At 65.3% G+C, this 21792-nt stretch carries 12 protein-coding genes and 1 riboswitch; of the genes, 6 read left to right on the top strand and 6 right to left on the bottom strand.

Going from position 1 to position 21792, the window contains the following annotated elements:
* Positions 1 to 19: 19 nt before the first annotated feature.
* Both PCE31107_RS07525 and wrbA read left to right on the top strand, forming a co-directional pair.
* A complete protein-coding gene (locus PCE31107_RS07525; RefSeq protein ID WP_150607464.1) occupies positions 20 to 313 on the top strand; it encodes a hypothetical protein in 294 nt (97 codons plus the stop codon).
* A gap of 121 nt (positions 314 to 434) precedes the next feature.
* A complete protein-coding gene (gene wrbA, locus PCE31107_RS07520) occupies positions 435 to 1067 on the top strand; it encodes an NAD(P)H:quinone oxidoreductase (protein ID WP_017232841.1) in 633 nt (210 codons plus the stop codon).
* 73 nt (positions 1068 to 1140) lie between these two features.
* Here wrbA and blaOXA read toward each other — a convergent pair whose 3' ends face one another.
* The gene (blaOXA, locus tag PCE31107_RS07515) at positions 1141 to 2007 is read right to left on the bottom strand and encodes a class D beta-lactamase (protein ID WP_150607462.1); all 867 of its coding nucleotides are present in this window, start codon (positions 2005 to 2007) and stop codon (positions 1141 to 1143) included.
* Between the two features lie 233 nt (positions 2008 to 2240).
* Between blaOXA and PCE31107_RS07510 the strand changes: the two genes are divergently transcribed.
* Positions 2241 to 3926, top strand: a complete 1686-nt coding sequence (locus PCE31107_RS07510; protein WP_150607460.1) for a hypothetical protein — start codon at positions 2241 to 2243, stop codon at positions 3924 to 3926.
* Between the two features lie 37 nt (positions 3927 to 3963).
* Here PCE31107_RS07510 and PCE31107_RS07505 read toward each other — a convergent pair whose 3' ends face one another.
* On the bottom strand, positions 3964 to 4419 hold the full coding sequence (locus PCE31107_RS07505) for a carboxymuconolactone decarboxylase family protein (RefSeq protein WP_150607458.1): 456 nt from the start codon (positions 4417 to 4419) through the stop codon (positions 3964 to 3966).
* Positions 4420 to 4811: 392 nt separating this feature from the next.
* A riboswitch (TPP riboswitch) is annotated at positions 4812 to 4910 on the top strand.
* 73 nt (positions 4911 to 4983) lie between these two features.
* Between PCE31107_RS07505 and thiC the strand changes: the two genes are divergently transcribed.
* Entirely contained in the window at positions 4984 to 6900 is a 1917-nt protein-coding gene (gene thiC, locus PCE31107_RS07500; protein WP_130026804.1) for a phosphomethylpyrimidine synthase ThiC, read from the top strand.
* 139 nt (positions 6901 to 7039) lie between these two features.
* Here thiC and PCE31107_RS07495 read toward each other — a convergent pair whose 3' ends face one another.
* Positions 7040 to 8143 carry a hypothetical protein gene (locus PCE31107_RS07495; protein WP_150607456.1) on the bottom strand — a complete coding sequence of 368 codons (1104 nt, stop codon included), beginning with the start codon at positions 8141 to 8143 and terminating at the stop codon, positions 7040 to 7042.
* Positions 8144 to 8612: 469 nt separating this feature from the next.
* On the opposite strand from PCE31107_RS07495, the gene paeA reads away from it, so the two are divergent.
* Positions 8613 to 9971: a polyamine export protein PaeA gene (paeA, locus tag PCE31107_RS07490; RefSeq protein WP_130026806.1), complete on the top strand. Its 1359-nt coding sequence runs from the start codon at positions 8613 to 8615 to the stop codon at positions 9969 to 9971.
* On the opposite strand, the gene recD is transcribed toward paeA, so the two are convergent.
* From recD to recC, 3 genes are read right to left on the bottom strand one after another with little or no spacing between them, the layout of a single operon-like run.
* On the bottom strand, positions 9922 to 12066 hold the full coding sequence (gene recD, locus PCE31107_RS07485; RefSeq protein ID WP_150607454.1) for an exodeoxyribonuclease V subunit alpha: 2145 nt from the start codon (positions 12064 to 12066) through the stop codon (positions 9922 to 9924). The genes paeA and recD overlap by 50 nt on opposite strands.
* The gene (gene recB / locus PCE31107_RS07480) at positions 12063 to 15887 is read right to left on the bottom strand and encodes an exodeoxyribonuclease V subunit beta (protein ID WP_150607452.1); all 3825 of its coding nucleotides are present in this window, start codon (positions 15885 to 15887) and stop codon (positions 12063 to 12065) included. The genes recD and recB overlap by 4 nt, the downstream gene beginning before the upstream one ends.
* Positions 15884 to 19309 carry an exodeoxyribonuclease V subunit gamma gene (recC, locus tag PCE31107_RS07475; protein WP_150607450.1) on the bottom strand — a complete coding sequence of 1142 codons (3426 nt, stop codon included), beginning with the start codon at positions 19307 to 19309 and terminating at the stop codon, positions 15884 to 15886. Before recC ends, recB begins: the two co-directional genes overlap by 4 nt.
* Positions 19310 to 19566: 257 nt before the next feature.
* Between recC and PCE31107_RS07470 the strand changes: the two genes are divergently transcribed.
* Complete coding sequence (locus tag PCE31107_RS07470) at positions 19567 to 21789, top strand: FUSC family protein (RefSeq protein WP_150607448.1); 2223 nt, start codon at positions 19567 to 19569, stop codon at positions 21787 to 21789.
* The last annotated feature ends 3 nt before the right edge of the window (positions 21790 to 21792 follow it).

Raw genomic sequence — 21792 nt, 5'->3', positions numbered from 1 at the left:
ATGTTTCCGGTATGGCGTCATGGACTTGTTCATCAAATACTTCAGTCCGCTGTGGCTCTTCCACGCGGCGGCCGATCTGTCATTCTGGCAACGGCATCAACTCGACGCGCGCATGCATGTCATCAGTCGCTTCATGTGGCGGTATGTGATGCGTTGGTGTGTCGTGAGCGCCATGTTGCTCGTGCCGGCCGCAGTCATGGCGCATGGCGTGGCGGCCACTGGGCTCGCGCTGGCGGGCGGGGTATCGGCGAGCGTGACCGTGCTCATCGCGGCGCTCGCGCTCGGCTGCCTCATCGGCTCGCGCCTGCGTTAAGCGCGCTTGGTCCCCAACGAATTCAGTGTTTCGTCCCGAGCGTCGACTATCATGAAACGGCTCGCCTCGCGCGGCGAATTGCCCGCGACGCCGGCCTCTCTCGACCCCTAAGGAGATTCACATGGCCAACGCCAAGATCCTGGTGGTGTTCTACAGCATGTTCGGGCATATCCACACGATGGCCGAAGCTGTCGCCGACGGCGCGCGCAGCGTCGCTGGCACCGATGTCACCGTCATGCAAGTCCCTGAGTTGGTACCCGACGAAGTCCTCGAAAAGAGCGGCGCGAAAGCGGCGCGCGCTGCCTTCGCGAACGTGCCCGTCGCCCGCGTCGACCAACTGGCCGACTATGACGCGATCCTGTTCGGCACCCCGACCCGCTTCGGTAACATGACCGCACAGATGCGCAACTTCCTGGATCAGACCGGTGGCCTATGGGCCAAGGGCGCGCTCGTCGGCAAGGTCGGCAGCGTATTCGCCAGCACAGGCACGCAGCATGGGGGACAGGAAACGACGATCACGAGCTTTCACACCACGCTGCTCCACCACGGCATGGTCATCGTTGGCGTGCCCTACACCGAGCCTGGCCTCACCAACATGGGCGAAATCACCGGCGGCACGCCTTACGGGGCGACCACGCTCGCCGCGGCCGATGGGTCTCGCAAACCCAGCGAGAACGAGTTGAAGATCGCGAGGACGCAAGGCCGTCACGTGGCGGAAATCGCGTCCGCACTTAAGCACGGACGCGCGCTGTAGCCCGCTTTCGTCGCGCGGCGCGCCGCCGGTTGGCGTACGCACCGCGCGAGGCTCACCACGGCGCCCGCCGTCCTCAGATCAGCTTCAGATCCTGCAACACGGCCCGCACGATGCGCGCGCGCTTCGGCGCATCCGCGGCCCCCGCCATATCGATGTGCAGCGCCACGCTCGTGATATTGCCGTCGCGCTCGATCCAGCCGACCCACCAGCCAATATTGGGCGTCTTCTCGTCGAACCAGCCCGTCTTGGCGTGCAGCACATAGTCCGGCGTGGCTTCGACAATCGAGATCTGACGCACGATGTCCTGCGTGTGCGCCGAGAACGGCAGTGTGCCGCGTGCGAGCCGTTGCAGGAAGTCGACCTGTTCGCGGGCCGAGATCCGCAGGCTGTCGTCGACCCAGTAGGCGTCAGCGGCGCGGCCGATGGTGCGATTGCCGTAACCGGTTTCGTCCAGCTTTGCCTGCGCGTATTCACGCGCGATCTTGTGCGAGACGACCTGATAGCACGGCAGACACGACACCCGGAATGCACGGCGCAGATCCATCGCGGCATTCCAGGACTTCACCTGACGCGGCTTGCCATCCCAGGGAATGATCTCGCGCTCGTTCTCGAGCGCGCCCGACTCCAGCGCGAGCAAACTGTTGAAGACCTTGTAAGTTGATGCGGGCGACACCCGCCGCTCGGCACGCGCGGTGTCGAACGCCTGATACGTTCGCGTGCGAGCGTCGAGCACGATGATCGTGCCCTTCACGCCTTCCGCCGCGAAACGTTCGCCCCAGTCGGCACGCTCGATAATGCGCACCGGTGCTGCCAGCGTCGATGCCTTGGTTTCCTCCGCCTGTGCCGGCGGGGTGAACAAAGTCGCCGAGACGAGCGCGGCAGCCGCAGCCGTCTGTAGGGCAACAACACCGCGTCGCCAGCGAGAGATTTTCATTTTCATTTCGTTGTCCTGATTTCAATGCGTGCCATCGGGGTGGCAGGGAGAACGTCGGTGGCGCCGGCCAGGCGCCCGGTTCCGGGAGCGTTTGCAGCATAGTCTGCGTTTCGGCAGGCACAAAGCAACGCTACCGTAACCGTCGTAACCGCCGTATCATCGGTTCACCCCATTCGTAGATTCCGTCGCGTGTGCGGCCGTCGTCCGTGGCCCGACGCCACTCGACTCGCCTCGACGCCATGTCCGACACCCCTCCCTCGCGCAGCACAACGCCCGTCACGTCGGCCTCCGCCACGGGCGCACCAACGCTCGTCGTCCGCCTCGACGCCCCCCAGCATGTCGACGGCCAACCGGTGCGATATCAGAGCCTCTGGTTGTTGATGCGGGTCTACTATGCGGCGCATTACGAGATGTCGTCGGTCTCGCTTGCCTCGTTGAAGATCCGGTTCAGTCAAGCCGGCGCGGCGGGCGATTTGCGTATGCTGATCAGCCGCGCGTTCTCCGACTTTGCGCGTTGGGGCGTTGCCGTGGGCTGGGGCGACGATGCACTCGCCGATGCGCGTCTGCTGCCGACGCGTGGACGGGGCAAAGGGCCGTTCTGGCTCGCCCGCGATGAGATGTCGCGCATCGCCGTGACGATCGGGGACGCGACGCCCGCCGACCCGCGTCGCGCCATCGCCTCGTTTCTCGGGCTCGCACAGGATGCGGCCTCGGATACCCCATCGCCGGCGCTCGATTACGTCATGCAGGACATTGCGTTCTGGCATCACCTGACGCTGGGCAAGCGAGATATGCAGGACGGCGTGTTCTTCGCGCCGCCCCAAGCGCCATCGCAGGGCGAGGTACGCCGCCAGCCGCGCACTGGCGCGATTCCATCGTTTCATGCAGCGCAGGTGTGTGCCGTTGACGACGTGCAACGCGGCATCGCCCTGCTTGCCGAGACGATCGCCTGGCGTCGCATGGGCGACGCGGCGCGCACGAATCGAACGCTGGCAACGCTCGCCTCGACCTTTGGCGCAAACCCGCCGGGCTCGCCCACGTTACGCGCCATGCACTGGATCGTGCAGGCTTGGCAAGCCTACGGGTCACGCGACGAGGCCGGCGCGTTCGCCCACCTGCAACGCATCGCCGACGATGCCTCGCTCGCCCCCTGTCTCGTCTACAACCCGCGCATTCGCTTCGAGAGCCGTAACCTGCAGGCATTGCTGCACAAGTCGCACGCCGCGCGCGGCGGCCCGATGCCCGCACGGGAGCAGTCGGCGGCGAACGCGCTGGCCGCCTTTTCCGACGCCCTGCAAGCCGCGTTCGAAGCCGACTCCATTGAACTCGCGCAGCATGTCGCGGCCAACATCGGGCTGTCATTGTGGCTGTTTTGGCAAGGCGCGCTCATCGATCCCGGCCGACGGCTCGCCGCCACGGACGTTCAGCGGCAGGCGCTGCGCTGGATCGGGCTCTCGGAATGGATCTGCGACCGGTTCGGTGTCGGTGGCAATTCCGTCTGGAACACGGTCTTCCTGCTACGCATTGCGCGCGGTGCCGTGCCGGCGCGGCGCGACCCCGATCTGGCGACGCTGCGCGCGAGCACGCCGTTGACGGTCGACGCCTTTCTCGACGCCGTGCAGCCATTCGGCGCGCCCTTCTCGCGGGCGAAGGGTTTCCAGCGCTGGACCGATGTCCTGGCGACGACGCTTGCCGACCATGAAGAGGGGCGCGTCTGCTTCGAGCCGTTGCAGCTCGCCAACTTGTGGTTCGAGATGTTGTGGTTCGCGCTGCACCAGGACGGCGACTCGCCGCAGGCGGTGCATGCCGCCCAGTCGCTAGGCCGCGTGCTGCCACTGCTGCCCCCGCCCGACCGGCGGTTCTTCCGCGACGCGCTACGGCTGATGCCGCGCGAGTTCCAGCGCGAAGTGCGCCTGGCGCAGTAGCGACGGCGTCAGAACGCGCTTCGCGTCGGGCTGGCGCTCAGCGTACGCCGTGGGGTGTCTTTGGCAGCGGTGCGCGAAACGCGATCGCCATACGGTTCCACGCATTGATCGTGGCGACGGCGAACGTCAGATCGGCGATCTGCTTGTCGTCGTAATGCGCGCGTAGATCGGCGAACACCGCGTCCGGCACATGGCCGTCCTGCACGTTGGTGACGGCTTCCGTCCAAGCCAGCGCGGCGCGCTCGGCCGGCGAGTAAAGCTCGGTCTCGCGCCAGGCGTCGAGCAAATGCAGACGGCGCGGTTCGATGCCCGTTTTCAGGGCGTCTACCACGTGCATGTCGATGCAGAACGCGCAGCCGTTGAGTTGCGAGGCTCGCAGCCAAACCAGCTCGATCAGGCCGCCCGGCAGGCCGCAGTCATGGAAATACTGGCTCAGCACGCTCATTTGTTCGTAGGGGCGCGGCGCGGCCTTGATGTAGTTCAGTCGTAGCATGAATCGATTCTCCGTTCCATTCAATTCCGTTCAGAATAGGCTTCACCCACCGGTGACATGGCGTTGTCACGCTTGCCATGCCTCCACGCCTTCGACGATACGCACCCCTTGTCGCCCCCGGAAGGGCCAAAACCGACGAAAATTGTTAGGCCAAAGTGAGCCAAGCCGCACATCCGGGAGTGCGGTACCCCAGGCGCCGGCCGGTGACATCGCACAACGACTGGCGCGCACGCTCGGCGACGTCAGCGCACTCGCCCTCGCCTGACGCCGCCGCCCAACCAGCGTTTGCGTCCGCCGGCACGCGTTATGTCGCATCGCAGCATCGGCCGTTCACGTTTTTCGGGACGTATCGTGCTTGTGTTTGCCGGGCATGTCAGTGTATTGTTGCCGCAAAGCTAGCGCAGGGGTCCTGCAACGTGAGTTGTGGGTGAGAAATACCCTTAGAACCTGATCTGGATAATGCCAGCGCAGGGAGCGTAGAAATTCCTCGCCCCCGTTCATGCTCCTGAGCCGCTTTTCGCCGAAATTGTCGGCGTCAACACGTGCCCCGCCAGGAGACATTGCATGAACGCCAATCCGAAATTCCTCTCAGCCAATGCGCGCGTGGATGAAGCCGCGATCGCACCGCTGCCGAATTCCCGCAAGATTTACGTGGAAGGCTCGCGCCCCGACCTCCGCGTCCCGATGCGCGAAATCTCGCAAGCCGACACGCCGACAAGCTTTGGCGGTGAAAAGAATCCGCCGATCTTCGTATACGACACCTCCGGTCCGTACACCGATCCGGACGCCCAAATCGACATCCGCTCCGGCCTGCCCGCCCTGCGCGCTGCATGGATCGAGGAGCGCGGCGACACCGAAGCGCTGCCGGGCATGACGTCCGCCTACGGCCGCGAGCGCGCCGCCGACGACGCCACCGCAGAGCTGCGCTTCCCGGGTCTGCATCGCACACCGCGCCGCGCCAAGGCCGGCAAGAACGTGACGCAGATGCATTACGCGCGTCAGGGCATCATCACGCCCGAGATGGAATACATCGCCATTCGCGAAAACCTGCGCCGTCAGGAATACATCGAGAGCGTGCGCAACGCCGGCCCGCAGGGCGAGCGTCTGGCCAAGCTGCTCTCGCGCCAGCATCCGGGTCAGCATTTCGGCGCGAGCCTCCCCGCCGAAATCACGCCGGAATTCGTGCGCAGCGAAATCGCACGCGGTCGCGCCATCATCCCGAACAACATCAACCACCCGGAATCGGAGCCGATGATCATCGGCCGCAACTTCCTCGTGAAGATCAACGCGAACATCGGCAACTCGGCCGTGACCTCGTCGATCGGCGAGGAAGTGGACAAGATGACGTGGGCGATCCGCTGGGGCGGCGACACGGTGATGGATCTGTCGACCGGCAAGCACATCCACGAGACGCGTGAATGGATCCTGCGCAACAGCCCGGTGCCCATCGGCACGGTGCCGATCTATCAGGCGCTCGAGAAGGTGAACGGCAAGGCCGAAGACCTGACGTGGGAAATGTTCCGCGACACGCTCATCGAGCAGGCCGAGCAAGGCGTCGACTACTTCACGATTCACGCCGGCGTGCGCCTCGCGTACGTGCCGATGACCGCCAACCGCATGACTGGCATCGTGAGCCGCGGCGGCTCGATCATGGCCAAGTGGTGCCTCGCGCACCATAAGGAAAGCTTCCTGTACACGCACTTCGAAGAGATCTGCGAAATCATGAAGGCCTATGACGTCGCGTTCTCGCTGGGCGACGGCCTGCGTCCGGGCTCAATCTATGACGCCAACGACGAAGCACAACTCTCCGAGCTGAAGACGCTGGGTGAGCTCACGCAAATCGCCTGGAAACACGACGTGCAGGTGATGATCGAAGGCCCGGGCCACGTGCCGATGCAGCTCATCAAGGAGAACATGGATCTCCAGCTCGAGTACTGCGACGAAGCCCCGTTCTATACGCTCGGACCGCTGACGACGGACATCGCCCCCGGCTACGACCACATTACGTCGGGCATCGGGGCGGCGACCATCGGCTGGTACGGCACCGCCATGCTGTGCTACGTCACGCCGAAGGAACACCTCGGCTTGCCGAACAAGGACGACGTGAAGGAAGGCATCATCACGTACAAGCTCGCCGCGCACGCCGCCGATCTCGCCAAGGGCCACCCGGGCGCGCAGATTCGCGACAACGCGTTGTCGAAGGCGCGTTTCGAGTTCCGTTGGGAAGACCAGTTCAATCTGGGTCTCGATCCGGACAAGGCGCGTGAATTCCACGACGAGACGCTGCCGAAGGACTCGGCCAAGGTTGCCCACTTCTGCTCAATGTGCGGACCGCACTTCTGCTCGATGAAAATCACGCAGGACGTGCGCGATTACGCCGCCAAGCAAGGCCTGACCGACGAAGCCGCCCTCAAGCAGGGCATGGAAGTCAAGGCGGTGGAGTTCGTCAAGAGCGGCGCCGAAATCTATCGTCGCACCTGACGATGCGCACGCGGCGGTGAGCGTTTCGCCTTGCGCCGCCGCACCGTTGCCCGTCGTCAACGATGGAAGTCAACGCGCCCGGGTCAAACCGGGCGCGTTTTTTCATGGATGACGCCTGGCGATCAGGCGGCGAGCGAGTTTAGCCGTGCGCTGACGGATCGATCGTGGTGCTGGCCGGAACGGTCGGCACACCACGCATCGCCAATTGATTGCGCAGGCGCTGCGTCGCGATATGCGGCGGCCGCGACGACATCGACGTCGCGAGTGCCGTGAAGGCCTTCGTGTTCGTCGCGGGCAGCGCCGCCGCGTTCATCACCTCCGTGTGACGAAGCTCCCAGTGACGCTCGCCCAGTTGCTCGACCCCGAGGGCGAGTTTGACCCACTCGTCCGTGCCCAGTCCGACGGACGGCGGCAGATCGGCGCGCACCATGGCCTGATGCATCGGCAAGCCGTCGGCGAACCCCACGCGAAGCATCCATTCGGTACTCTCGCGCGACGGCAGGACCCGCGATCCCTGGTGCAGCCGATCGTTCGCTTTCTCGATGAACGTGGCGGGCGACTCCAGTTCCTCGCACGCCTTCGACCACTCCTTTCTCCCTGCCAGTGCCGGCTTGCCCGTCCATCGGCGCGCGGTATCCGCGACGATCGTCGCCACGTCGTCGCGACGGGTATCGAACGCCACCGTTCCGTTGCGACCGCCGGTGCCGAGCAGCGAGCCGCTCACAATCTCCCGGCAGATCTGTGCCCGCTCGCTGCGCCCGTCGGGCATGAACACAGGATGATTGCGACCGTCCGGCGATACGCCGCGTGTGCCAGTGTCCTGCGCACTGGCGCACACATGAAGCGTTTGCAGGGCGGACGCGCTCAGGACCGGTTGCGCGCCACGCGTTGCGCCATTCGTGGGAACGTCGAGCACAAGTGCAGCCAGTTCGCCGCTGTCAATGCCGCCTTCCTCGGGTATGAACCGGCCGGCAGCGACTTCGCCGGACGCCTCGACCTCCGCCGACGCGCCCAGGAAATCGCTGCCGAAGGCCTTGTCCATGCCACGAGACACTGGCTCGGCACGCACGTCTCGCGCGGTCCAAGGGTGCGTCAGGCTATCGGCGCGAGCGTTGGCGATGCGCACCAGCGGAATGCCGGCGGCGTTGGCGAGCCCTGCTCCTGGCGCCAGCGCAATGGGGGCTGCTGCCGCAACGTTGCCCAACCCCGGCGAATAGTGGAATGCCTGGATGCCGTTCATCATCGTGAGATCCTCAGTAGGGAGATACGTGGCCGGTCGCCACGGCCTCGACAAGGTGTCGCGGCGAAGTTCACGATGCCCGAGGCGGCGCGCGCCCATTGTCGGTTCTGAACGCGGTGTCGCGCAGCTCGCGCAAGCCACCGTCCGAAAGTAGACAGCGGCGCCCCAGCGCTCGCCCAATCGTTGGGGCATGGGTGTCGGCAAGCCCCGAACTTATGGCATGCTATCGGACAGCGGCACAGCCTACGCGGCTGACGCGGCCCGCAAAAATGGCGTCGGCGGCATTTTTGGCTCGCAGACGACACCGCACCGGGTACGCGCCTTCCGCGCACCCGCCTGAAGGCATCTCAAAATGACGGCCCGCCGGGCTTGTTTTGAAATGTCTCCCTGCCCACTGGACCCGCTTCCTTGCTCATCGGTCCGGCCAGCGTCGCGGCTGTGTACCTGCCTTCGCATTTACAGGGATGACAACATGAGTGGTTACGGCTTTCTTTTCAGTATCTTCGTGCTGGTTCTGGCCAGCGCATTCTTCTCCGCCGCCGAAATCTCGTTGACCGCTGCCAAGCGCACCAAGCTGCACGTGCTCATGGAAAAGGGCAACCCGCAGGCAATCAAGGTACTCGCCCTCAAGGGGCAGCCAGGCAATTTCTTCACCGTTGTGCAGATCGGCGTGAACGCGGTCGCCGTGCTCGGCGGCGTGCTTGGCGAGAGTTTCCTGACCGGCTATCTGTTCGCGTGGCTCTCGCCGCTCACCGATCAGGCGCTGGCGCTGCGCCTGGCAGGCATTGGCTCGTTCCTGTTCATCACGATCGCTTTCATTCAGTTCGCCGACCTGATTCCCAAGCGCCTCGCGATGGTCAACCCAGAGCGCGTTGCCATGGGCATCATCGATCCGATGTTGCTGTGCCTGAAGGTGCTGCGGCCCCTCGTCTACCTCTTCAATGGCGTGGCGAACCTGTTTCTGCGTCTGTTCAAGCTGCCGACGCATGCCATCGAGAACATCACGTCGGAAGATGTCGCGGCGATGGTCGGTGCGGGCGCGCAAGCCGGCGTGGTGCGCAAGCAGGAACTCCATTTGATCGAGAACGTTTTCGAGCTGGAATCGCGCACCGTCGGCTCGGTCATGACATTTCGCGACGACGTGGTGTACTTCACCATCGCCGAGGACGAGCGCAGTATTCGCGAAAAGATCATCCAAAGCCCGCATTCGAAGTATCTCGTGTGCCGGGACGAAATCGACAACGTGCTCGGCTACGTCGACTCGAAGGATTTGCTCCAGCGTATTGCGAGCGAGGACCTGTCGAGCGTGATTCGCAATCTGGACCGCCTTTATGCGAAGAAGCTGCTGGTGATCCCCGACACCCTGAATCTTTCGGAAGCGCTCGCACGCTTCAAGGAAACCCGCGAAGGCTTTGCCGTCATCATCAACGAATACGGTCTGGTGGTCGGTGTGGTGACGCTCAACGACATTGTGGGCGCGCTCATGGGCAACGTGATTCACCCGGCGGACGAAGATCAGATCGTGCAGCGCGACGAGCACTCATGGCTCGTGGATGGTGTCACGTCGGTCGAGGACGTGAAGAAAGCACTCGATATCGACGAGCTTCCTGGTGAAGGCGAGTTCGAGACCATCGCGGGATTCATGATCTATCAGCTCAAGCGCATTCCGAAGAAATCGGAAGCCACCGAGGCCGCGGGATACAAGTTCGAAGTGGTCGACATCGACAACTACAAGATCGACCAGTTGCTTGTCACGCGGCTGGGCTCGGTGGCCGAGGCCGCTATCGCGGCAGCGACGGCGGCGGCGCAGGCACCGAAGGAGGCATCGTAGCCAGCACCTCCATCAACCGGTCGGTCAACCCGCCGTCGCGCTGCGTGGGCCGCGCGATGGCCGACGCGACGACCTGCCACGGCGCGTAAAGCCATACCTGACGGCGCGCTCGCGTCACCCCCGTATAGATCAGCTCCCGCGAGAGTACCCGGCTCGCCTGTTCCGGCAGCACCATCGCTACGCGTTCGAATTCCGAACCCTGCGACTTGTGGATCGTCATGGCGAATGCGGTCTCGTGGGCCGGCAAGCTGGCCGGGGAATAAAGGCGGTATCCCCCATCCGGCGTGGCAAACGCAACACGTAGCGTGCCGGACGGTCCGAGCGGTAACGCGATGCCAATGTCGCCGTTGAACAAGTTCAGCGCGTATTCGTTCTGCGTGACCAACACCGGGCGCCCGGCAAACCAGGCGCCCCCGCCAGCCCCGAGCGCCATACCGGCTCGACGCGCGAGTACCGCCGTCAGTTGCGCGCCGAGCAACTCGACGCCGCGTCGCCCACCGCGTGTCGCGCACAGCACGCGAAACTGACCGAACGCCGCAAACACCGGCTGCGCGACCATGGCGACATCGGCGGCGGTTACCGTCGCCGGATCGCCCAGTTGCTCGATCGTCGCTACCGCTTCGGCCAGCGCGGCGAGATAGGCCGAATACCCGTCCGCCAGCGCGTGCAGACTGGCGGGCGACAACTGCACGCCGCCGTCCTCACTGAACATCACGCGGTCGGCGTCGCTTGCGGCTGGCGCTGCCGTCGAACCGATGTCGGCGAGCGCCCCGTCGTCCGCAAGGGTGCAGGCCTTGCGCGCCTCAATCACCTTGCCCGACTTGATGGCGGTGGCCAGGCGACCAATCGCAGAATTCTCGCCGAAGCGATAAGTTCGCTCCAACCAGACGACGGTGTCTTCCAGCCCTTGCGACACTCGGGCGCTTCCTGCGGCCGCATCCGGCGTGCCGTTCCCTACGACGGCAGCCAAAGGTCCCGACCGGGGCGGCGCATCGACGGGCCATTCGAGCGCGGACAACAATCGCCTACGCATGTCCGGTGAGAACATGCGTTGCGCGCTCAACTCTCCGAAGACGGCCCCCGCTTCAACCGCCGCCAACTGATCCTTGTCGCCCAACAGGATCAGGCGTGCGCTTTCCGGCACCGCTTCGAGCAATTGTGTCGCCATCGACAGATCGATCATCGACGCCTCGTCCACGACGATCAGATCGTAGGGCAGCGGGTTGCCCGCGTGATGTCGAAAACGCCGCCCCGCTTGCTCGGCCGACTCCGGCAAGACACCCAGCAGCCGATGCAACGTGACCGCCGCCTCGGGCAAGGCCCTGCGCACCGCCTCCGGGAGATCCCGACGGGCCGTCAACGCCTCCTGCATGCGCTGCGCCGCCTTCCCCGTGGGTGCGGCGAGCGCCACGCGCAGGTTGGCGTCTCGCTCGAGCAGGCAGGCGAGCAACCCCACCACGGTGGTCGTCTTGCCGGTGCCGGGACCGCCGCTGAGCACGACCAACGAGCGTTGCAGCGCCAGCGCCGCCGCCGCCATCTGCCAGTTCGGTTCCTGCTGCCCGTCCGACGACACAAGCGCGCCTTCGCCAAAGTAACGATGCAGACGAGCGCGATCCGCAGCGGTGATCAGTGTGCGTTCGGTCAGCGACAACTTACGTCCGAGCGCCGTCGCCAGCCGCGCCTCATAGCTGTAATAACGTGCGAGATAGAGGCGATCGCGGTCGTCGAGCAATAGCGGGAAGGCGTCGGCCTGCACATCGCCGGGGCGCGCCAGCGCCAGGCTGGCGGGGGCACACAAGCCGCTGGCAAAGAGTGCCTCGCGCCAGACGGACAGCGCGGGGGCGTCACCCGGAAACAGTTCGCCGCTGGCTTGCCCGTCGAGCAGGTTATCGAGCGGCACGCAGACGTGCCCCTCGGCCGTGGCGAGGCTCACCGCGAGGGCGGCGCGCCACACATAGCGGCACGTCGACTCGTCCGCCCCGTGACCGCGCGCGAGCAGTGCCATTCGACGCGCGAACCCCTGCGCCAATCGCACCACGCCGCTGTCGGCCAACGGTGCGCCGGCCACGTCCCCCCGATCTCGTCGATCGCTCATGCGCCCTCCCCGTCGGCAGCGCCCGCGTCGTCACCTGGAACGTCCGGCGACAACGCTTGCGCCAGTGCAGCGTTCTCGCCCGAGGCGAACAGCCGATCGAGCGCGTCGACCATCTCAAGCGACGGCTTGTCGAAGAAGACACCCGGAACATCGTCACCGGCCAGATGCGCACGCGCCCAGTCGGGCCGAACGCCCCGGACAAACAAGTAGAGGCTGCCGCCCATATCGCGGTCGTATCGGTAGTCGGGTAATCGGCGCTGCAAGTAGCGATGCAACGCCAATGTGTAGAGGAGGTATTGGAGGTGATAGCCGTGCTCGGCCATCGCTTCGCGCAGGCCGTCGGCGCCGTAGTTTTCCGGGGCAGTGCCGAGGTAGTTCGACTTCCAGTCGAGGATCCACCACTGGCCGCCGTGGCGAAACACCAGATCGATGAACCCCTTGAGGTAGCCGCGCAGCACCGTCGCGTCGAGCGGCAAGTCCGGATAACCGAACTGGCGCAACACGCCGCGCAGCGCCTCGAGCGACACGGCATCGGCCGGATACGTGAATTCCATTTCGGTGAGCCGTTCGGTCATCGCCACGTCGGCCAGTTGCATGCCCGGTCGCAACGGTGTAGCGAGCGTATCGGCCAGCATGCTCATCATCATGGCGCGCCACGTATCGTTGTGCTCGGCTCCGCGCCCGGGCGGTCGTTCGCGCAAGGCTCTAGCGACCGCATGTGGCCATTGCGCGCGCGCCTGAAAATCCGCCAGTTCGAACACACGGTGCAAACTCTCGCCGGCCGCCGGTCCGCGTGGAAAACGAAGAATGTCATCGGCGGGTGGCCAGGCATCGTCCCCCTCCGGCGGCAGAGCGAACGTCGGCCCGGCATTGGCCTGCGCGTCGTAATCGGGACGCGTACGCTCCGGCGCACTGAGTTGACCGCCGCCCAGTTGCGGACCGGCGTGCATTCCTGCCAACAGCCCCGAGAAGCTCCCGATCCGCCAGACTTCGCGCAACGCGCGAGCGCTCGCGCGCGGAGTGAGTTGCGGCGCCGCGTCGTGGACGACACGCATGTCGGCATCCAACGCATCGCCCATTGGCAACGGCACCACAGCCAGTGGGCCACCGACCAGCGCCTTCCATGCCGACCGGATCGTGGCCACCCGCTCGTCGGTATCGAGCGTCGACGAAACCCACGTATCGAACGTATTCCCTTGCCCTGCCGCGAGCCAGTTGAGCATGCCGCCGCACGCCTCCTTCACGCTGCGTCGCGAGGCATAAATGCCGGCCGCCAGGTAGCAACGGTAGACTGCGCGCGTCAGCGCTACGTACAGCAATCGTGCCTGCTCTGCCGATTGCTCCTGCCGTAGCGCGGCGGCGGCGGGCGACCCCTTGCCCGCCGCATCGGTGAAGTCGATAACGGCCTTGGAACCATCGTGATACTCAAGTCCGTCGAGACGCCCACCGTCGCGCACTGCGCCGTCCCAAAGAAATGGACAGAACACCACGCCATACTCAAGCCCCTTCGACTTGTGAACGGTCACGATCTGCACCAGATTCTGATCCGACTCGAGACGCAACTGCGCGTCTTCACCGCCGCTCGCATTGCGCTGCGAGGCCAGCCAGCGCAGCAGCGCCGGCATGCCGGGCTGCTCGGCCCAGCGGGCCTGTGCAAGCTCTGCCAGATGCATGAAGTTCGTGAGGCGTCGCTCGCCGCCGGCCTGAGCGACCAGACGTGCCGCGAGGCCCAGCTCGCGCATCAACGTGCGCCACATCGCCGAGAAGCCACGGTCGATCCATAACTGACGATAGCGTTGTAGCCGCTCGATCCACGCGATCGCCTCGGCGTCGGAGGCTTCGCTGGTCTGCATGCGATACAACGCCGTGGCATCGAGCCCGAACAGTTCGGTCGCCAGCGCAGCGCGCAGCGCCCGCACGTCGCCGGGAGACTCCACTGCACGCAACACTCGCAACAGCGTTTGTGCCTCGTCACTGGCAAACACCGAGTCCTGCGTCAGCTCCACGCTGCCCACCGCGTGCTCGGCAAGCATCGATTTCATCAGCGCGCCCTGCCTGTGCGTCTGCACGATCACGGCAATATCGCCCGGTGCGAGCGGTCGCTGGCCCACGAGCACGTCACCGCGCGCCGCGCCCGCGAGCAAGCGCGCCACCTCGGCCGCCGTCGCCCGCGCACACGCCTGCTGCGCGTCGTCCTTCGACAGCGGCTCGTCATCCTCCGGCAGCCACCAGACAGTGAAGTCGGCCACTTCGCGAGCGTCGGTAAACGGCGCACGCTGCCGCGCCCCCGCGCGCACCGGCGGATACTCGAGCCCGTCGAGCACGAACGCCCGGTCGTTGGCCCCGAACAGGCGATTGCCCGCCTCGATGATGGCCGGTGTCGAGCGTTGATTCACCGCCAGTGTGTACGCCGCGTCGGCGTTCTCGCGCGCGGCCAGATACGTATGCAGATCCGCTGCCCGGAACCTGTAGATCGCCTGTTTCGGGTCACCCACCATGAACATCGGCCCCCGCCCGACGTTCGATGCGGCCGTCTCCCGCCGACCGTACACGGCGCTGAAAATGTCGAACTGCAGCGGATCGGTGTCCTGGAACTCGTCGATCAGTGCGCAGGGGTATCGCTCGCGCAGGGCCTCGGCCAGATCGGGGTGCTGGTTCAGTGCCCGTGCAATATTGCCAAGCAGGTCGTCGAACGACACCACCCGCAACTCGCGCTTGCGAAGCGCCAACTGGTCCGGCGCTTGCATCAGCCACTCGCGCAACATCCGCAGCCACTGCATCGCGTAACGCTCGTGCGCGTCGGCGCGCGCTTGCACCAGCGCATCGGCCATGCCAAAAAACCGGTGATCGGGCGGCGTTTCGCCCTTTTTGATGTCCTTGGCGAGGCGCGTGGTGGTCAGCAATTCGGCCTTCGGACTCAACGGCGCCCCGGCATCGCGCGCGCCCAGATAGCGCGCCCAGGCCGATACGGCTTGCGCAAGCGATACCTCGTCGTAAATGTTTTTCTTGTACGACGGCAACGCCGCGCGCATCAGATCGGTTATTGCAACGGCCTCGGCGTCCCAGCACTCGCAGGCCTCCGCGTAGGTCGCGAACCATCCCGGGTCCGACGACGCTTGAGCGTCTGCCTCGACCGCCGACGGCCAGCGCAATTCCGACATGGGTTTCTTCAGCCGACGCGCCAACTGGTCGGTGAGCGTGCCGGGCGAGCGTTTCGCATCGACCAGCCACGCGGCGAAGCCGTCGTCCTGCGCTGCCATCGGTTCAACCACACGCCGCCAGAATTCGACCGCCAGGTCGTGACGCACGCCATTGTCGTCCGGCACCAGCTCGTAGGCGAACGGCAATCCGGCCGCAAACGGCACCTCCGCCAGCGCACGTTGGCAAAACCCGTGAATGGTGTGAATCGAGGCCTGGTCGAAGCCGCGCAATGCCGTTTGCAAGCAATCGCGAATGGCCTTCGGTGTCATGTCACCACGCTCGATCAACCCCGCGATCATGACGTTGAACAACGGATCGTCGCTGGCGTCCGGATCGAAGTCGACGACATCGTCGTTCTCGTCCTCCTCCTCCTCGAAGACCGGCGCCATCGCAGCCACCAATGCAGCCAGCCGTGCGCGAATCCGCTCACGCAACTCCGCCGTGGCCGCGTTGGTGAAGGTGACGACAAGAATCTGCTCGACCGTTAATCGCTTCTCGAGCAGCAACCGCACGTACAGCGCGCAGATGTTCCAGGTCTTGCCAGTGCCGGCCGACGCTTCGATCAGGCAAACGCCGTCGAGATCGCAACTGAAGACGTCGAGGTCGATGAGCTGCGTCATGCGCCCTCCGCCGCGTCAAGGTGTTGCACCAGAGGGCCGAGCAGGAGATTGGCGAGCGCATCGAACGGCGGCGCCAGCGGATCCTCCACGCCGCGCCAGATCAGTCGCGTGTACGGGTCGTCCGCGTCGCCCCGTGCGAATGCCGAACCGAGCCACGCGCTTTGCGCCTCGCCCGGCTTGCCGGTACTCGCCAACTTCCACGCGCTTCGCGTGAAGAATGGCAACGGCCGCGTCTGGCCGAGGCGGTACAGCGCCACCCATTGCCCCAACAGCGTCGCTGCGTCTTCCACCGGCCGCAACGCGAATGTCTCGTCTTCGCCGTACCAGAGCGTTCTGGCGGCTACGTCCATTCCGGCGTGCTCGGGCTGCTGGAGATGTGCACAAAGCGCCAGATGGGCCAGCCATGCGGCAAGCAGATCGCTCGGGCGCTGGCTGCCGAATCGATACATTACCAGTCCATAGCGCGACACCGGGGCCAAGCGTCCCTGCAACAGACATGCTGCGCGCAACGTGGCGTCGCCATGCCAGGCAGCGTCCGTCGATTCGCGCCATGACGGCGGCAGCGCCGGCGTCAAAGGCAGCGTCACCTGCAGCTCCCGCGTGCCTTCCGCCTGCGCCTCTCGCACCTGCGACGCCAGCGCGCGCAGGCCGCCCAACGCTCTGCGGCGCCAGACGGCACCGGTCGCCCCGCCCGGCAACTCGTGACTGACCTTCGCAATACGCTCGATGGCGTCGGCATGCGCGCGTGCGGCGGGCTCATCGCGTGCGTCGTGGCGCATCAGGCGCGGCAGCAGGCGTGCCGCCAGCGCATCGCGTCCGGCCCAGTCGAGCACGAACGGCTCTTCGTCGTCGACCTCGGTGAGCAGTTCGCCGAGCGAGAGTCCCAGCCGGTCACGCGCCCACGCTCTGCCGGGATGACGCCAGAAACGCAGCAGGTCGTCCAACGTCAAATGGGTTTGTACGACAGCGGGCAACGGTTCACGCACGAATGGCGCGGGGCGGGCATTCGGTGTGGGAGACGCCAGTTGATCCGCCAATTGCTGCGCCGCCTCGGCGTTGGCCACGTCGTAGCTGTAGAGCGACGAGTCGTGGCCATCGAAATAGGCAGGAGAAAACGGTTGAAGCGGATGCGACACGGCAAGCCGCTCGCGGGCTTCGCGCTGATCGTCGAGGCTGTACCCCTGCGACACTGGTGCGAGCAACTGCCCGGCAAAGTCGAGCAATTCGTCCACAGCCGTCGACGGCGGCAGCGGCGCATTGTCGCGCACGCTTCGGCCCGTGTAGGTCATCAGGAACCGGTCCTGCGCACTCAACATCAGATCGAGGAAAAGATTGCGCTCGTCGTCGCGCCGCTGGCGATCGCCACGTTGCGGCAACGCGCGCATGAGGTCGAATTCGTCGGCGCGCACGCGCCCCGGCAGCACCCCGTCGTCCATGCCGATCATGCACACCACCCGGTACGGCAGCAGGCGCAGGCTGGGGATCGCCGCAAACGTCACACGCCCCGATGGCACGCCGCCGCGCGTCGGATCGTCGAGGGCATTGGCCAACACGCGCGCCACCACGTCAACCGGCACCCGCACTTCGGGCGCCCCATCGGCAATGGCCGAGCCGATCTGTTCGATGGCCACGCGCACCTCGGCAACATCGTCGGCAAAACGTGGCTCGTCAGAAAAGAACTGCTCCAGCATCGCCAGCAACTGATCGCGCCACGCGAGCCCCGTGCGCATCGTTTGCAGCGTGACGGCGGTGGCATCGAGATCGTCGATGAGCCGCGCCAACTGCCCGAGCCATTCGGCACGGCCGCCCTCGATTCCCCCAACAGGTAGCCAATCGTCGACCGGCAAGGCGTCATCAGGCAAGGCGTAGCCGAGAAACAGCCGCATCATCGCATCGCCCAGGGTGTGCCGCTCCAACGCCGGCGAGACATCGGCCCCGGTCAGCGCGCACGCCTGCGGCGCGTCGAGCCGCAGCAAGGCATCACCGCGCCAGCCGCGTCGTGCACCGGCGGCATGCAACCAGTTTTGAACGGTGTCGAGCCCATTGCCGCCGAGGTCGTAGCGTTGTGCGATGGCCTCCGTGCGTGCCAGTTCCACCAGACTCGACACCGCCACCCGCTGCTGCGCCAAGGCCAGGATGGCGGCGAACGCCCGCGCGACGGGGTTGGTCCGCGTCGGCGGCAACCCCGTCACCAGATAGGGAATGCGAGGTGTCGCGGTACCAAACACGGCGTCGATCAGCGGGGCCGCGCGCCCCAGATCCGGCACGGTCACGAGCACATCATCGGGACGCAAATCGGGAATCTCGTCGAAGCACGCCAACAACCGGTCATGCAGCACTTCGATCTGACGCGCCAGGCTATGGCACACATGCACCTGCACCGACCCGTCGACGCTCACGCCATCGGGCGCGCCGTGACGGCCATCGTCCAACGTGAGAATGCCGTTTTGCAGGGCGGCGAGCAGCGTCGGTGCGGGATTGGCCTGGAACAGCGCCCGGTCCTCCACCGCCTGCGGTGCGAGGTCGGCATACAGCGCATCGATGTGCGATTGCGTCTGGCGCCCCCATTCGGCGAGCAACGGATGCCCCACTTCCCGATGCGCCACCCCATCGCGCCGCGCCAGATACGACAGTCGTGACGGCGGCACGATGTCAAACCAATAGCTCTCACACGGATTCAGCACGTACAGGTGCACCTCGATCAGACGAGACATCGCCTTGAGCAGCGCCATCGAAAGCGGCGGCATCGACGACAGTGCGAACACCGACACCCGTGACGGCCATCCGGCAGGCACCGTCTGCGGCGTCAATGCCTCGATCCGGTCGATGGCCCGCAACGTTGGGTGACGCTCGCGAATCTCCAGATGCGCCAACACCTGCCGCCACAAGGCGCTCTGCCACACTTCGTCGGCACGCTGCGTCTCACCCCAGCCCGTGGCGGCGCCCGGCTCGATCGTCTCCCCGGATTGCCACCGCTCAAGCCAGTTCGGCCGATAGGTCAGATATTGGTCGTAGAGATGCGCCAGTCGGTCGGCCAATTCGAAGCGCATGACATCGTCCGCGCCCGTCAGATAGCCCGCCAGTCGCGGCGAGGCGTCCCCCCACGGCTGGGCGAGGCACTGATACAGCGGCCAGACAAGCCGGTCCGGCGCAAACGGCGAACTCTCCGGCACCGTGACCAGTTGCCCCGCCATGTCCCACAGCCACTGGGCGAGATAGGTCAGACGAACGTTGGCACACACGCCGAACACATCGGCATAGTCCAGTTCGAGCCGGCGCCGCACGGCCACACTTGGCACGACGATGGTTTCCGTCTCGAACGGATTACCGGCTTTCCCCGTGTTGCCAGGCGGCTGAGCGAGATCGCGCAACAGGGCGGCTTCGAGGGTGGTGAACCGGTTGGAAAAGAATAGGTGGAGCATGCGGGCGTGGCGGCTGAGCGAGTCTGTTCGCAAGCATAACAAAAGCCTCCTCGCGAAGCCCATCGGGCAGATCCGAAAACTTGCCCCCGACATGAGTAACGGCAGCATCAGGCGCCGTTACCCGTCCGTCGGCATGTGGGCCGTCACCGGCGGCATCCCCTCTTCGCGCCACGCGGGGCTTCGGCTAGACTCTGTCTGCACCGCGCCCTACCCCCGCCGCGCGGCCGGCTTTGCTGCGGAACCCTCGCACCCGACGCATGGACTACCAGACCGATATCAAGAAATTCCTCTTCAGCCATTACTTTTTCACTGGCACCCGTCAGGCGTTGGGGGTCGTGTTGCCGGCGCTCGTGCTGTTCTGGGGGATGGACCAGCACCTGCTGGGCATCGAGGTCGCCTCGGGGGCGCTGTGCGCGAGCGTGGTCGACATCAACGGACCGCTGCGTCACAAGCACGCGGAGCTGCTCAGTTGCACACTGCTCGGCGCCCTTACGGTACTGATCACCGGCATGGCCACCGCCGCGCAACCGTGGCAGCTCTGGATCACATCGCTGACCCTGACGTTCGGTCTGTCGATGCTCGTGATCTATGGCTATCGCGCGTCGCTCGTGAGCTTCGCCTGCCTGATGATGATGGTGCTCAACGTCGAGGGCGATCTCACCCGGCATCAGGCCGTGCTCGATGCCGGCGCCGTGCTCGCGGGCGGCCTCTGGTACACCTACTTCAGCCTCGTCGTCTGTCGCGTCTGGTGGTTTCGCATCGAACAGCAGACGCTGGCCGAGTGTTTCTTCGTCACGGCGCAGTATCTCGAAGCCAAGGCGGCGTTCTACGACACGTCGACCGACATCGACGAATGCTACCGGCGACTGATCGCCGCGCAGGTCAACGTCGTGGAAAAGCAGCAGGCGGCGCGCGAGATCATTCTGCGCAACCTGCCCCGCCTGCGCACCGGCACGCTGGAGCCGCGCCGCACGATGCTGTTCAACCTGTTCATCAACATCGTCGACCTGCATGAGGTCGTGGTGTCGGTGCACACCGATTACCCGATGCTGCGCCGGGAGTTCGCCGACCATGACGTGCTCCTGTTCTTCCGCGACATGATCCGAAAGATCGCCAACGAAGTCGATGCCATCGGCTACGCCATCGCCACCAACGAACCATCGCGGGCGCAGCGCAGTTGGCGCGCGGAATTGCGGGCCATCGAGTACGAGATCGAGCTGATGCGCAAGCAGTCGTTGCCGCAGCGCGCGCCCGAAGCCTATCAGGCGCTGACGAGCACCTTCCGCCGCGTCTGGAGCAGCACGCGTGTCGTGGAACGCATGCACCGCAACACGAATCTCGCCACGGCGGGGTCGGCCACCGAAGTCCAGATCGATCAGGCGCTCGTGCGCTTCACCTCACGACAGAGCTATTCTCCGAAATTGCTCTGGAAGAATCTGACGTTTTCCTCACCGAGCTTTCGTCATGCCTTGCGGGTGACGATCGCCATCACGGCCGGAATGATCATCTGCGAGAACTGGTCGCTGCTCGCGGGGCAGGCACACAGTTACTGGGTGTTGCTCACGATCATCGTGATTCTGAAGCCCGGCTTCAGCCTGACCAAACAAAAGAACGCGCAGCGTCTGACCGGCACACTGGTGGGATGCGTGAGCGTGCTGGTCATTCTGGCCTTCGTGCACAAGGCGTGGATACTGCTCGCCCTCATGTTCTTCTGCATGGTCATGGGCAACAGCCTGTCGCTGTTCAATTACGGCCTGTCGGTCGTGTTCATGTCGTCCTACGTGCTGTTGCTGTTCCACTTCCTGCTCCCCGGGTCGCTGTCGGTGATCGGCGAGCGCGCGATCGACACGCTGATCGGCTCCGCCGTGGCGCTAGTGTGCTCCTATCTTTTCCCGTACTGGGAATACCGCCTGATGGGGCCTCTCATCCGGCAGGCGGTGCAGTCGACGCGCGCGTACCTGGAATCGTGCACCGGCCGCGACGGCAAGCGCGACGAGCTCGCCTATCGCATGGCGCGCAAGGACATGCACATTGCGTTCGGAAATTTCGGCGCGGCCTTCAGGCGCATGATGCTCGAGCCCAAATCCAAACAGGTCTCGGTCGGGGAGCTCAACGATCTGCTGGTGCAGAACCATGTGATGGCGTCGTACATCACGGGGATGTCGGACGTGCTGCCGCGTCAGATTGCAGCGGACAAGAGCGGCGAGTTGGCGCAGGTCGTCGCCGCGATCAGCGATCTGCTTTCGCAGGCCGTGGCGGCCCCGGCCGCCTCGGTGCCGACGGATGCGCAGGCCGCGAGCGAAGCGATGCGCGACTACACGCGGCGCCTCGACGCGCTGGTCGTCGCCCAGGAGCAGCAATCCGACACGCCGGAGGCCCACGTCCAGGAAATCAAGCAGGTGGTGCATCAGCTCAAACAGATGCTCCGGGCGGGTGAGTTGATCCTGCGCGATATGCGAGCCATTCGCCTGCCGGCCTGACCG

Origin of the sequence: Pandoraea cepalis (genome assembly GCF_902459625.1) — a bacterium.
In the GTDB taxonomy this organism is placed as follows: Bacteria; Pseudomonadota; Gammaproteobacteria; order Burkholderiales; family Burkholderiaceae; genus Pandoraea; species Pandoraea cepalis.
The sequence above is the reverse complement of the archived record's forward strand: the minus strand, read 5'-3'. Positions and strand labels throughout refer to the sequence as shown.

Coding starts and splice junctions, on each gene's coding strand:
- PCE31107_RS07525 (WP_150607464.1), top strand. CDS start 20: ATGGACTTGTTCATCAAATACTTCAGTCCGCTGTGGCTCTTCCACGCG.
- wrbA (WP_017232841.1), top strand. CDS start 435: ATGGCCAACGCCAAGATCCTGGTGGTGTTCTACAGCATGTTCGGGCAT.
- blaOXA (WP_150607462.1), bottom strand. CDS start 2,007: ATGAAAATGAAAATCTCTCGCTGGCGACGCGGTGTTGTTGCCCTACAG.
- PCE31107_RS07510 (WP_150607460.1), top strand. CDS start 2,241: ATGTCCGACACCCCTCCCTCGCGCAGCACAACGCCCGTCACGTCGGCC.
- PCE31107_RS07505 (WP_150607458.1), bottom strand. CDS start 4,419: ATGCTACGACTGAACTACATCAAGGCCGCGCCGCGCCCCTACGAACAA.
- thiC (WP_130026804.1), top strand. CDS start 4,984: ATGAACGCCAATCCGAAATTCCTCTCAGCCAATGCGCGCGTGGATGAA.
- PCE31107_RS07495 (WP_150607456.1), bottom strand. CDS start 8,143: ATGATGAACGGCATCCAGGCATTCCACTATTCGCCGGGGTTGGGCAAC.
- paeA (WP_130026806.1), top strand. CDS start 8,613: ATGAGTGGTTACGGCTTTCTTTTCAGTATCTTCGTGCTGGTTCTGGCC.
- recD (WP_150607454.1), bottom strand. CDS start 12,066: ATGAGCGATCGACGAGATCGGGGGGACGTGGCCGGCGCACCGTTGGCC.
- recB (WP_150607452.1), bottom strand. CDS start 15,887: ATGACGCAGCTCATCGACCTCGACGTCTTCAGTTGCGATCTCGACGGC.
- recC (WP_150607450.1), bottom strand. CDS start 19,309: ATGCTCCACCTATTCTTTTCCAACCGGTTCACCACCCTCGAAGCCGCC.
- PCE31107_RS07470 (WP_150607448.1), top strand. CDS start 19,567: ATGGACTACCAGACCGATATCAAGAAATTCCTCTTCAGCCATTACTTT.